General features: G+C 65.3%; 12 protein-coding genes. 11 read left to right on the plus strand and 1 reads right to left on the minus strand.

The genetic code is table 11. From position 1 onward, the window contains the following. The first annotated feature begins 64 nt into the window (after positions 1–64). Positions 65–1,594, plus strand: a complete 1,530-nt coding sequence (locus NLM27_RS33070) for a malonyl-CoA synthase (protein ID WP_254147261.1) — start codon at positions 65–67, stop codon at positions 1,592–1,594. 156 nt (positions 1,595–1,750) lie between these two features. Here NLM27_RS33070 and NLM27_RS33075 read toward each other — a convergent pair whose 3' ends face one another. Further along, on the minus strand, positions 1,751–2,608 hold the full coding sequence (locus NLM27_RS33075; protein ID WP_254147262.1) for a TSUP family transporter: 858 nt from the start codon (positions 2,606–2,608) through the stop codon (positions 1,751–1,753). 505 nt (positions 2,609–3,113) lie between these two features. On the opposite strand from NLM27_RS33075, the gene sdhC reads away from it, so the two are divergent. The 10 genes from sdhC (at position 3,114) to NLM27_RS33125 (ending at position 13,105) form a co-directional block, all read left to right on the plus strand. Next, a complete protein-coding gene (gene sdhC, locus NLM27_RS33080; protein ID WP_254147263.1) occupies positions 3,114–3,512 on the plus strand; it encodes a succinate dehydrogenase, cytochrome b556 subunit in 399 nt (132 codons plus the stop codon). Next, on the plus strand, positions 3,509–3,913 hold the full coding sequence (gene sdhD / locus NLM27_RS33085; RefSeq protein ID WP_254147264.1) for a succinate dehydrogenase, hydrophobic membrane anchor protein: 405 nt from the start codon (positions 3,509–3,511) through the stop codon (positions 3,911–3,913). The genes sdhC and sdhD overlap by 4 nt, the downstream gene beginning before the upstream one ends. 4 nt (positions 3,914–3,917) lie before the next feature. Continuing rightward, on the plus strand, positions 3,918–5,753 hold the full coding sequence (gene sdhA, locus NLM27_RS33090; protein ID WP_254147265.1) for a succinate dehydrogenase flavoprotein subunit: 1,836 nt from the start codon (positions 3,918–3,920) through the stop codon (positions 5,751–5,753). Positions 5,754–5,777: 24 nt separating this feature from the next. Further along, positions 5,778–6,560: a succinate dehydrogenase iron-sulfur subunit gene (locus NLM27_RS33095; protein ID WP_254147266.1), complete on the plus strand. Its 783-nt coding sequence runs from the start codon at positions 5,778–5,780 to the stop codon at positions 6,558–6,560. A 188-nt stretch (positions 6,561–6,748) separates the two neighbouring features. Then, the gene (locus NLM27_RS33100) at positions 6,749–8,902 is read left to right on the plus strand and encodes an ATP-binding protein (protein ID WP_254147267.1); all 2,154 of its coding nucleotides are present in this window, start codon (positions 6,749–6,751) and stop codon (positions 8,900–8,902) included. A gap of 56 nt (positions 8,903–8,958) precedes the next feature. Continuing rightward, complete coding sequence (locus tag NLM27_RS33105) at positions 8,959–10,914, plus strand: ABC transporter ATP-binding protein/permease (protein ID WP_254147268.1); 1,956 nt, start codon at positions 8,959–8,961, stop codon at positions 10,912–10,914. A 162-nt stretch (positions 10,915–11,076) separates the two neighbouring features. Next, on the plus strand, positions 11,077–11,901 hold the full coding sequence (locus tag NLM27_RS33110; RefSeq protein ID WP_254147269.1) for an FkbM family methyltransferase: 825 nt from the start codon (positions 11,077–11,079) through the stop codon (positions 11,899–11,901). Between the two features lie 24 nt (positions 11,902–11,925). Then, a complete protein-coding gene (locus NLM27_RS33115; protein WP_254147270.1) occupies positions 11,926–12,312 on the plus strand; it encodes a VOC family protein in 387 nt (128 codons plus the stop codon). A 65-nt stretch (positions 12,313–12,377) separates the two neighbouring features. Then, a complete protein-coding gene (locus NLM27_RS33120) occupies positions 12,378–12,863 on the plus strand; it encodes a pyridoxamine 5'-phosphate oxidase family protein (protein ID WP_254147271.1) in 486 nt (161 codons plus the stop codon). Further along, positions 12,863–13,105: a hypothetical protein gene (locus tag NLM27_RS33125; RefSeq protein ID WP_254147272.1), complete on the plus strand. Its 243-nt coding sequence runs from the start codon at positions 12,863–12,865 to the stop codon at positions 13,103–13,105. The genes NLM27_RS33120 and NLM27_RS33125 overlap by 1 nt, the downstream gene beginning before the upstream one ends. Positions 13,106–13,110 lie beyond the last annotated feature (5 nt).

A 13,110-nucleotide genomic window follows, 5' to 3' on the forward strand; every position in this document is an offset into this window, starting at 1 on the left:
TTTTTGCTAATCCAACCCTCGGTTTTGACCGGCCTTGTCAGTCTTGCGGTCGAGGAAATCTTGCATGAACCAAGCAGCCAACGCCAACCTGTTTTCCCGCCTGTTCGACGGCCTCGACGACCCTGAGCGCCTCGCGATCGAGACGCAGGACGGCGGCCATATCAGCTATGGCGATCTGATCGCGCGGGCCGGGCAGATGGCGAATGTGCTGGTCGCGCGCGGCGTGAAGCCGGGCGACCGCATCGCGGTGCAGGTCGAGAAATCGGTCGCCAACATCGTGCTGTATCTCGCCACTGTCAGGGCCGGCGCGGTCTATCTGCCGCTGAACACCGCCTATACGCTGAACGAGCTCGACTACTTCATCGGCGATGCCGAGCCGTCGCTGGTGGTCTGCGATCCCTCCAAGGCGGAAGGCCTCGCTCCGATCGCCGCCAAGGTGAAGGCCAAGGTCGAGACGCTCGGGCCCGACGGCAAGGGCACGCTGACCGAGGCCGCCGACAAGGCGAGCAGCGAATTTACGACGGTGCCGCGCCAAAACGACGATCTCGCCGCGATCCTCTACACGTCAGGGACCACCGGCCGCTCCAAGGGCGCGATGCTGACGCACGACAATCTCGCGTCGAACTCGCTGAGCCTCGTCGGCTACTGGCGCTTCACCGACAAGGACGTGCTGATCCACGCGCTGCCGATCTACCACACGCACGGCCTGTTCGTGGCGACCAACGTGACGCTGTTCGCGCGGGCATCGATGATCTTCCTGCCGAAGCTCGATCCAGACCTGATCATCAAGCTGATGGCGCGCGCGACCGTGCTGATGGGCGTGCCGACGTTCTACACCCGCCTGCTCCAGAACGCCGCGCTGTCGCGCGAGACCACAAAACACATGCGGCTGTTCATCTCGGGCTCCGCGCCGCTGCTGGCCGAAACCCATCGCGAATGGTCGGCGCGCACCGGCCATGCCGTGCTCGAGCGCTATGGCATGACCGAAACCAACATGAACACGTCGAACCCCTATGACGGCGAGCGCGTGCCCGGCGCGGTCGGCTTTCCCCTCCCCGGCGTCTCCGTGCGCGTCACCGATCCCGAGACCGGCAAGGAGCTGCCGCGCGAGGAGATCGGCATGATCGAGGTCAAAGGCCCGAACGTGTTCAAGGGCTACTGGCGCATGCCGGAGAAGACCAAGGCCGAATTCCGCCCCGACGGCTTCTTCATCACCGGCGACCTCGGCAAGATCGACGGCAAGGGCTACGTCCACATCCTCGGCCGCGGCAAGGACCTCGTCATCTCCGGCGGCTTCAACGTCTACCCGAAGGAGATCGAGAGCGAGATCGACGCCATGCCCGGTGTGGTCGAGTCCGCCGTGATCGGCGTGCCGCACGCCGATTTCGGCGAGGGTGTCACCGCCGTTCTCGTCTGCAACAAGGGCGCCGACATCAGCGAAGCCTCGGTGCTGAAGGCGCTCGACGGCAGGCTGGCCAAGTTCAAGATGCCCAAGCGCGTCTTCGTCGTCGACGAGCTGCCGCGGAATACGATGGGCAAGGTGCAGAAGAACATCTTGCGCGACACGTATAAGGATATTTACGCGAAGAAGTGAGGGGTAGTCGCTCTAGCCTCGTCATTGCGGGGAGCCCTTGCGACGAAGCAATCCAGACTGCCGCCGCGGAAAATTTTCTGGATTGCTTCGCTTCCGCCTTCGCTCTTCGAGCTACGGCGGACAAGCCGCTCGCAATGACGGAGTTTGCGGCGGCTGCTACCCGCCCACGAGGCTCATCACAAACCTGCTGCCGACAATGAACAGATAGCACCCGAACGCCATCTCCAGCGTCCGCTTCGACATCGCGTGCGCGGCTTTCACGCCGAGCGGCGCGGTGACGAGGCTCATCGGCATCACCAGCACGGCGCCGATCAGTGAGACGTAGCCGAGCGCGAAGGGGACTTGCAGGGCTGCTACGGCCGGATAGGTCGCCGCCGCCGGCCAGCCGGCATAGACGTAGCCGAGCGCGCCGGGGATCGAGATCAGCACGGCGAGCGCCGATGAGGTCGCGACCGCCTGGTGGATCGGCCGGCCGTAAAAGGTCATCAGCAGGTTCGAGAACAATCCGCCGCCGATGCCCATCAGCGTCGACAGAATTCCGACGCAGAAGCCGTAGACGCGCATCAAGGGCCCTTTCGGCAGATCATCGCCGAGCTTCCAGGTCTCGCGCGCGGAGATCAGCCGCACAGCCGCTGACCAGGCGACAGCGACGAACACGATCTTGAACAGTCGCTCCGGCGCGTGGCGTGCGATCACACTGCCGGCGGCGACGCCGATCACGATCGGCAGCCACCACGCGCGCAGGATGGTCATGTCGACGGCACCGCGCTTGTAATGCGCCTGGAACGAGCGGATCGAGGTTGGAATGATCACCGCGAGCGAGGTGCCGACGCAGAGCGGCATGCGCACCTCCAGCGGCACGCCGGCAATGCGGAAGCACTCGTAGAAGACAGGCACGAGGATCGCACCGCCGCCGATGCCGAACACGCCTGCGAGAAAGCCGGAGAGCGCGCCGGTTGCAATCAGCAACAGCGCGAGCTCGAGGATCTCCTTGATATCAAGACCTGCGACCACCCAGACCTGCCCCCGCGACTGGCCGCAGCTTCTCCGATACGTGTTTGGAAAGCTGCACGCCGAGCTTTAGGCGATCTGATTCCCGCGGTCGACACACCGCGTCTCGCGGCTGGGGTGGAATGCAGGTTGCGCATATCCAGACCGGGTCGGTCTCGATCGTCGTGGAAGCAGGTTGGGGCGGACCGAGGGGTTTTGATGGAGACGACTGACCGGCCCACGCCGGTTTGGACGACATGGTCCGTTTAGATGCGTTCCAACAGCAATTTCAACGCGCCACGGTCTCGCTCGAAGGATTGAATTTATGTTCTATTCTTCGTTGGCGGACCGGCGTCCTGGTATACCAAGCCCCTGATTGGCCTTGTTACATCAACGCTCTAGAGCTGAACCACGGTTCGATTTATGGCGATTTGGTGATTGCGCAGGCGGAATCGACTCCGTAAATAGAGCCGACCTTTCCGATCCCCGCGCGCCCTCCTGTTGGGCCCGCAATACAACATCAAAGCCCATGACCGCACGGATCGAACGACCACTCTCGCCACACATGCAGGTGTATCGCTGGACGCTGACGATGGCCATGTCCATCATCCATCGCGCCACCGGTATCGCCCTCTATGTCGGAACCCTGCTGCTGGTCTGGTGGCTGATCGCGGCAGCCTCCGGCCCCACGGCCTACGCGCACGTCCAGGCCTTCACCGGCAGCATCATTGGACGGCTGATCGTGTTCGGCTACACCTGGGCCTTGATGCACCATATGCTCAGCGGCATTCGGCATTTCGTCTGGGATCTCGGCTTCGGCTTCAAGGCCAATGAGCGCGAAGCGCTGACCTGGGGCGCCCTGATCGGCGGCATCGTGCTGACGGTGCTGATCTGGATCATCGCCTATGCGAACGGAGGCGGCCGATGAGCGCACCCGATACGCCGAAGCGCAGCATGCGCACCCCGCTCGGCCGCGTCCGCAATCTCGGCGCCGCGCATTCCGGCACGTCCGATTTCTGGCGCCAGCGCATCACCGGCGTCGCCATGACGCTGCTGATGATCCCGGCGCTGGTGATCATCATGATGCTGCTCGGCCGCAACCAGGTCTACGCTGCGCAGACTCTGAGCTCCATCCCCGTCGCAGTGATCCTGCTCCTCTTCATCTTCGCCAGCACCTGGCACATGAAGATCGGCATGCAGGTCGTGATCGAGGACTATATCCACAACGAGAAGCTGAAGCTCGTCTCGATCATGCTCAACAACTTCTTCTCGATCGCGGTGGCACTCGCCTCGACCTATGCGATCCTGAAACTGTCATCCGGAGTGTAACCCCATGGCCACCACAACGAATGGCACGGGCAGCGGCGCTCCCGCCACCAACGGCAAAGCCTACCCGATCGAAGACCACACCTATGACGTCGTCGTCGTCGGTGCCGGCGGCGCGGGCCTGCGCGCCGTGGTCGGCTGCGGCGAAGCCGGCCTCCGCACCGCCTGCATCACCAAGGTGTTTCCGACCCGCTCGCACACGGTCGCGGCGCAGGGCGGCATCTCCGCCTCGCTCGGCAACATGCACAAGGACGACTGGCGCTGGCACATGTACGACACCGTGAAGGGGTCGGACTGGCTCGGCGACCAGGACGCGATCGAATACATGGTGCGCAACGCGCCCGACGCGGTCTACGAGCTCGAACATTGGGGCGTGCCGTTCTCGCGCACCGAGGACGGCAAGATCTACCAGCGTCCGTTCGGCGGCATGACCACGGAGTTCGGCAAGGCCCAGGCGCAGCGCACCTGCGCCGCCGCCGACCGCACCGGCCACGCCATGCTGCACACAATGTATGGCCAGTCACTGCGTCACGCGGCCGAGTTCTTCATCGAGTTCTTCGCCATCGACCTGATCATGGACGACCAGGGCACCTGCCGCGGCGTTATCGCGCTCAAGCTCGACGACGGCACGCTGCACCGCTTCCGCGCCCAGACCACGATCCTGGCCACCGGCGGCTATGGCCGCGCCTACGCCTCCTGCACCTCGGCGCACACCTGCACCGGCGACGGCGGCGGCATGGTGCTGCGCGCCGGCCTGCCGATGCAGGACATGGAGTTCGTGCAGTTCCACCCGACCGGCATCTACGGCTCGGGCTGTCTCGTCACCGAAGGCGCGCGCGGCGAAGGCGGCTATCTCGTCAACTCCGAGGGCGAGCGCTTCATGGAGCGCTACGCACCGTCGGCGAAGGACCTCGCCTCGCGCGACGTCGTCTCGCGCGCGATGACCATCGAGATCCGCGAAGGGCGCGGCGTCGGCAAGAAGAAGGACCACATCTTCCTGCATCTCGACCACCTCGATCCCGCGGTGCTGGCCGAGCGGCTGCCCGGCATCTCGGAATCAGCAAAAATCTTCGCCAATGTCGACGTGACGCGCGAGCCGATCCCGATCGTGCCGACCGTGCACTACAACATGGGCGGCATCCCCACGAACTATCACGGCGAGGTGCTGACCAAGAAGGACGGCGACGACAACGCCATCATTCCCGGCCTGATGGCGATCGGCGAAGCCGCCTGCGTCTCCGTGCATGGCGCCAACCGTCTCGGCTCCAACTCGCTGATCGACCTCGTGGTGTTCGGCCGTGCCGCGGCACTCCGCCTCGCCGAGAAGCTGACGCCCAACGCCAAGCAGCCGGAGCTGCCGGCGAACTCGGCCGAGCTCGCCCTCGGCCGCCTCGACCATTACCGCTACGCCTCCGGCGGCACGCCGACCGCAAAACTGCGCGAAGGCATGCAGCATGTGATGCAGAACAATTGCGCGGTGTTCCGCACCGGCGACATCCTGAGCGAAGGCCAGAACCTGATCGAGAAGGTCCACAGCGGCATCACCGACATTGCCGTGTCCGACCGCTCGCTGGTGTGGAATTCCGACCTCGTCGAAACGCTTGAGTTCGACAATCTGATCTCGCAGGCGGTGGTGACGATGGACTCGGCCGCCAACCGCACCGAGAGCCGCGGCGCGCATGCGCGCGAGGACTTCTCCGAGCGTGACGACAAGAACTGGATGAAGCACACGCTGGCCTGGCTGGACTCGTCCGGCAAGGTCAAGATCGAGTACCGCCCGGTTCACGACTACACCATGACCAACGACGTGCAGTACATCCCGCCCAAAGCTCGCGTGTACTGAGCGAACAGCGAAAGCTTTATCGAAATGGTTGAATTCGCACTTCCGAAGAACTCCAAGATCACTGGCGGCAAGACCTGGCCGAAGCCCGCAGGCGCGACCGAGCTCCGCGAGTTCAAGGTCTATCGCTGGAATCCGGACGACGGCAAGAATCCGAGCGTCGACACCTACTACGTCGACACCCATGATTGCGGTCCGATGGTGCTGGACGGCCTGATCTGGATCAAGAACCACATCGATCCGTCGCTGACCTTCCGCCGCTCCTGCCGCGAGGGCGTCTGCGGCTCCTGCGCGATGAACATCGACGGCCAGAACACGCTGGCCTGCACCCGCTCGATGCACGACGTGAAGGACGGCGCGGTGAAGATCAATCCGCTGCCGCACCAGCCGGTCGTGAAGGACCTCGTCCCCGACCTCACCAATTTCTATGCGCAGTACGCCTCGGTCGAGCCTTGGCTGAAGACGACCTCGCCGACGCCGCAGAAGGAATGGAAGCAGAGCCACGAGGACCGCGAGAAGCTCGACGGCCTCTACGAGTGCATCCTGTGCGCCTGCTGCTCGACCTCCTGCCCGAGCTATTGGTGGAACAGCGACCGCTATCTCGGCCCCGCCGCCCTGCTCCAGGCCAACCGCTGGGTGTCAGATTCGCGGGATGAAGCGACCGGCGAACGGCTCGACAATCTCGAGGACCCGTTCCGCCTCTATCGCTGCCACACCATCATGAACTGCGCCAAGGCCTGCCCGAAGGGCCTGAACCCCGCGGAAGCCATCGCCGAGCTCAAGCTCAAGATGGTCGAGCGGCAGATCTAGAGGCCATTCGTGCTGCGATCCCCGGCCTGAACGGCCGGGGCATTCTCCGGCGGCCGCCCCAAGCGAAATTTGCTTCCGCACAGCGCCACGCGTGAAACGGCGAATTACAACCTCCGGTTCCCCTCACAAGCGACTTCCTTCTTAGCGGGAAATTCAGCTAAGCTCCGGTTGGGGGACCGGGAGCGACCGTGCAGGGCGCGCAACGCAATTCGCTAAAACTGTTGCAGTGGATGATGGCGGCATCCCTGGCGCTGCCGATCGCGCTGTTCGTCATTGCCGCGACGATCTCCTACGCATCGACAAAAGATATCGCCGACCGGGAGATCGAGCGCACGCTCGATGTCGCGCACGAGCACGCGCTCAAGGTGTTCGAGACCATCGACCGCAGCCTTGCCGAGCTCAACGAGGTCGTGCGCGGCCTTCCCGACGACACCATCCGCGCGCGGGAGCCGGCGCTGCATCGCCGCCTGAAGCGGCTGGCCGATACGCTGCCGCAGCTCAAATCGGCCTGGATCTTCGATGCGGATGGAAAGGCGCTGGTCAACAGCCTCGCCTCGCCGCCGCCGGAGCTGGGCTTTGCGGACCGCGATTACTTCTATGCCCACATCGACCAGGGCATCGGCACGTTCATCGGCGCGGCCCTGACGCCGCGTCCCCCCTATCAGGGCGCGCGCTTCTTCAGCGTCAGCCGCCGCCGCGACTCCGACGACGGCAGCTTCATCGGCGTGATCCAGGCCTCCGTCCTGCCGGAATATTTCGAGAGCTTTTACGCCAGGATCGGCTCCGATCCCGGCAGCTTCTTCGCGATGGGCCGCGCCGATGGCGTGTTGCTCGCGAATTACCCACGGCTCGACCGCGACGTCCGGCTCGATCCGGGTGGACCTGTCGGCCAGAAGATCGCCGCTAGCCCCGAGCATGGCCTGATGACCATCGCCTGGCCGTCGGACGGGATCGAGCGGCGCATCGGCTATCGGCGTATCGCCCAGTATCCGATCTATGTCAGCGCCGGGCTCGAGACCTCGGCGATCCGGGCACGCTGGTTCGCCACCATGGGCCAGCACCTGGTGTTCGGCGTCCCCGCCACGGCGCTCCTGTTCCTGCTGCTCGCCTTCGCATTCCGCCGCACCCAGCATCTCCAGGCCGAGGCCGCAGCGCGGCGCGAAGCGGAGGACGCGCTCAGGCACAGCCAGCGCATGGAGGCGCTCGGGCAACTCACCGGCGGCGTCGCCCACGACTTCAACAACCTCCTGACCGTGATCCGCGCGTCCGTCGATCTGTTGAACCGGCCGCAACTGACCGACGAGCGGCGACAGCGCTACGTCACGGCCATCGCGGATGCGGTCGCACGCGCCGCCAAGCTGACCTCGCAGCTCCTTGCCTTTGCGCGGCGCCAGACCCTGAAACCGGATGTGTTCGACGTCGGCCAGCGCATGCAGTCGCTGCACGACATGCTCGCCACGCTGCTCGGACCCGCCATCGAGATCGCGATGCGGCTGCCGACAGATCCCTGCCTCGTCAACGCCGATGCCAGCCAGTTCGAGACAGCGCTGATCAACATGGCGACCAATGCCCGCGACGCTATGCAGGGCAAGGGCAGGATCACTTTCGAGGTCGAGCCCGTGAAGAACGTTCCTGACGGGCCGGCCCATGTCTCGGGCAGCCAGGTTTCGGCAAAACATGGCTTCGTCGGGGTCACCGTCAGCGACACCGGCATCGGCATCCCTGCCGCGCGATTAGGCCGCATCTTCGAGCCGTTCTTCACCACCAAGCAGGTCGGCCAAGGCACCGGTCTCGGCCTGTCCCAGGTATTCGGCTTCGCCCGGCAATCCGGCGGCGAGGTGACGGTGACGAGCGAGGTCGGGCAAGGCAGCGCCTTCTCGCTCTATCTCCCGCGCGTGCCGCCGGACCTGCTGCCGCAGCGGCTGGCGCCGAACACGGCGCCGGCGGTGGCCGGCAGCGGCATGTCGGTGCTGGTGGTCGAGGACAATATCGAGCTCGCCAATTTCGCCGCCGACGGCCTCACCGAGCTCGGCTACAGCATCACGCTGGTCGACAATGCCACCGATGCGCTCGCCGAGCTCATCGTTGACGCAGATCGTTTCGACGTCGTGTTCTCGGACGTGGTGATGCCGGGGATGACCGGGCTCGACCTGGCGCAGGCGATCCGCGAGCGCGACATCGGCGTGCCGGTCGTGCTGACCACGGGCTACAGCCAGGCCCTGTCACAGGAGGGCGCGACCGGCTTCGATCTCGTGCAAAAGCCCTATTCGATCGAAGAATTGTCGCGGGTTCTGCACCGGGCCGCGCGGCTGCGGCGCGTCCGGGACGGCGCGGCCGAGTGATTCGGCGGCCGCCGGAACCAAAGGGAACCGTTTGATTTCCTTTGCGTTGTCCGCTCATGCAGAAGCCGGCCGCGAAGCGCGAACAGGGCAGGAAGCCGCCCATCGTCGAGATCACAGGCGAGAACGGCGATGAAGTGGCAGCGCCGCCGCCTGAGCTGCTCGAGCCCGATCCCGAGCTGTCCCCCGAGGAAGCCGAGCAGGTCCGCAAGGATTATCTGCTGACGCGCTTCTGGATCAGCGCACGCGGCTTCTGGGGGCGCAAAGGCGACCGCCTGGCCTTGCCGTTCTCGATCGGCCTCGGCGTGCTGATCGTCCTGACCGTCGGCTTCCAGTACGGCATCAATGTCTGGAATCGCGCGATCTTCGACGCCATCGAAAAGCGTGATGCGACGAGCGTCTTCCATCTCACGGCGGTGTTCTTCCCGCTGGCGATCGGCAGCATCGTACTCGCCGTCGTGCAGGTGTTCGCGCGCATGGGCATCCAGCGGCGCTGGCGCGCATGGCTGACGGCGAGCGTGCTGACGCGGTGGCTCGCCAACGGGCGCTACTATCAGCTCAACCTCGTCGGCGGCGATCACGGCAATCCCGAATACCGCATCGCCGAGGACCTGCGCATCGCGACCGACTCGCCGGTCGATTTCCTCGCCGGCGTGACCTCCGCGCTGCTGTCGGCAGTGACCTTCATCGTCGTGCTCTGGACCATCGGCGGCGCGCTCACCGTCACGCTCGGCGGCTCAAGCCTCACCATTCCCGGCTTCCTGGTGATCGCCGCGATCCTCTACGCCGCGATCGCCTCCAGCTCGATCCTGGTGATCGGCCGCCGCTTCGTGCAGGTCTCCGAGGACAAGAACCAGGCCGAGGCCGATTTCCGCTACACGCTGACGCGCGTGCGCGAGAACGGCGAGAGCATCGCACTGCTCGGCGGCGAAGAGGAGGAACGCGACGGCATCGATCGCAATTTCACGCGCGTGCTCAGGCAATGGGCGCGGCTCGCCGGGCAGCACATGCGCACCACGCTGGTGTCGCAGGGATCGAGCCTCGTTGCCCCGGTCGTTCCGCTGCTGCTCTGCGCGCCGAAATTCCTCGACGGCAGCATGACGCTGGGACAGGTGATGCAGGCGGCCTCCGCCTTCACGATCGTGCAGAGCGCGTTCGGCTGGCTGGTCGACAATTATCCGCGTCTTGCCGACTGGAACGCCTGCGCACGCCGCATCGCCTCGCTGATGATGTCGCTCGATGGCCTCGAGCGCGCCGAGCAGGGCGACGGCCTTGGTCGCATCAAGCGCGGCGAGACCAGCAACGAGGCCATGCTGGAGCTGAACGATCTCTCGGTCACGCTCGACGACGGTACCGCCGTGGTCGGCGAGACCGAGGTGGTGATCGAGCCCGGCGAGCGCCTGCTCGTCGCCGGCGAATCCGGCACCGGCAAGAGCACGCTGGTGCGCGCCATCGCCGGGCTCTGGCCCTGGGGCGGCGGCAGCGTGAATTTCCATCCCGACCGGCGGCTGTTCATGTTGCCGCAGCGGCCCTACGTGCCCTCGGGATCGCTGCGCCGCGCGGTGGCCTATCCCGGTGCCGAAAACGACTGGACCGTGGAGGAGATCGGCAAGGCCTTGCACAAGGTCGGCCTCGATCATCTCAAGGAGAAGATCGAAGAGGAGGGGCCGTGGGACCAGACCCTATCAGGCGGCGAGAAGCAGCGCCTCGCTTTCGCACGGCTGCTGCTGCACAGCCCCGACATCGTCGTGCTCGACGAGGCCACATCCGCGCTCGACGAGAAGAGCCAGGACAAGATGATGAAGGTCGTCACCCATGAGCTGCCCAAGGCGACCATCGTCAGCGTCGCGCACCGCGCCGAGCTGGAGGCTTTCCACAGCCGCAAGATCGTGCTGGAGCGCCGCAAGGGCGGCGCCAAGCTGGTCAGCGACATCGACCTGATCCCGCGCAAGGGCAAGCGCAAGCTGCTCGGCCGCTTCCTGCGCCAGCGCAAGGCGGCGGCGAAGGCGGCATGAAGTCCGTAGCCCGGATGGAGCGGAGCGTGATCCGGGATTCGTGCCGCAAGCGGCGAAGGCCCCGGATTACGCTCCGCTCCATCCGGGCTACATTCTTTTCCCTCGTTGGAGTCCCCGACAAAACCGGCTATGCATGCGCCGCCTGCAACGAGGACCGCCTGCTTGACGACCGACAATGTCCCTTCGTCCGCGCCATTCGGCGCGTTTGCGCCGAATGCGGCGCAGGCCGCGATCATCAGCCTCGCGACACGATCGGGGCTGAAGCGCGGCGCGTTCCGGCCCTGGCTGTCGCGGCTGGTCAATTTGCTGCGCGGCGGCCCCGTCGATGTGCATTATCAGGGCGCCTCGTTCCGCTTCTACCACCAGGGCAGCGCGACCGAGCGCGGCGCGCTGTTCAATCCCGACTACAATCTCGACGAGCTCGACTTCCTGCGGCAGCATACCCCGGCGGGCGGCGTGTTCGTCGATGTCGGCGCCAACGTCGGCACTTTTGCGCTGGTGATGGCGCGGCAGGTCGGCACCACAGGCAAGGTCGTTGCGATCGAGCCTCATCCGCTGACGTTCGCGCGGCTGGTCTTCAATCACACCGCATCGCATGCGACGCAGGTGCGGCTGGTGCAGGCCGCCGCCGGCGACGACGACGGCGAGCTGATGATCGAGAGCGGCGGCGGCAATCTCGGCGCGACGCACGTCGTCACGGGCTCTGCGAGCGCCGATGCGATCAGGGTCCCGTCGCTGCGGCTGACGCGCATTCTCGACGAGGCCGGCGTTGCCAACGTCGACGCGCTCAAGATCGATGTCGAGGGTTTCGAAGACCGCGTGCTGATCGGCTTCTTCCGCGACGCACCGCCATCGCTGTGGCCGCGCGCGGTGGTGATCGAGCACCTGTCACAAAACGATTGGCAGCAGGATTGTATTGCCGACATGGTCGGGCGCGGCTTTGCCATCGCGCGCAAGACGCGGAGCAATACGTTCCTGTCGCGCTGACGACGACGAACCACGGAGGTTGTAATGATCGATCATTTGGGTTTCTCCGTCTCCGACTATGAGCGCGCGAAAGCGTTCTACACCAAGGCGCTGGCGCCGCTCGGCTACGGCCTGATCATGGAAGTGACGGCGGAGCAGACCGGCCACGCTGCGGCCGCCGGTTTCGGCGCCGACGGCAAGCCGGATTTCTGGTTCGGCGCCGAAGGCGTCATGAACAAGCCGGTGCACATCGCGATCACGGCCAAGGACCGCGCCACGGTGGACGCCTTCTACAAAGCGGCGATCGCGGCCGGCGGCCGCGACAACGGCCCGCCCGGCATCCGCCCGCATTACCACGCGAACTATTATGGCGCCTTCGTGCGCGATCCTGACGGGCACAATATCGAGGCCGTCTGTCACGCACCGGAATAGACGGGTTCCGGCAGGAACCTCGTTCCAGGCAGGCCGTTATCGTCTCTTGCAACAAGGAGCACGATATGGCCAACGACAACGCCCGCGACGTCGACCGCGTTTGGGATCTGATGAAGAAGATCGGATTCGCGATGCTGGTGACGCGCGACGGCGACAAGCTGCGCGCGCGGCCGATGAGCGCCTATCTCGACCGCACCGCGAACACGATCTACTTCCTGACCGATGCGCGGCGCCACAAGGACGAGGAGATCGCGCGCAATCCGTCCATCAACCTGTCGTTCGCCGATGCCGGCGGCCAGAAGTACGTTTCGTTGACCGGCACTGCCGTCGTCTCCAACGACCGTGCGAAGATCAAGGAGCTATTCTCGACGCCAGCCAAGGCGTGGTGGGATAGCGCGGAAGATCCCAACATTCGCGCGCTCAAGGTGACGCCCGACGATGCCGAGTTCTGGGATTCGCCGGGAACGGTCATCTCCTATGTGAAGATGGCGGCCGCAGCAGTCACGAATACACGTCCCGACATCGGAGAAAACCGCAAGGTCTCGATGTGATGCCAATCGAACCGCCCGAGATTCCGCCGGCAACACCGGGGACTCCGACCGAGCCTCCGCCGGGGATTCCACCGGGCGGTCCGCAGCCTGAAATCACGCCGCCGGTGCACGAGCCCGGCGAATCACCGCGGCCCGACGAATTGCCGCCGCACGTTCCCGAAGAGATTCCATCACGCGGGCCGAACGGACCGCTCACGCCCAATCCTGCGACGGATGCACGTTCGCCGCGGCATCACATATGAGGCGA

This window comes from Bradyrhizobium sp. CCGB12 (genome assembly GCF_024199845.1).
Classification (GTDB): domain Bacteria; phylum Pseudomonadota; class Alphaproteobacteria; order Rhizobiales; family Xanthobacteraceae; genus Bradyrhizobium.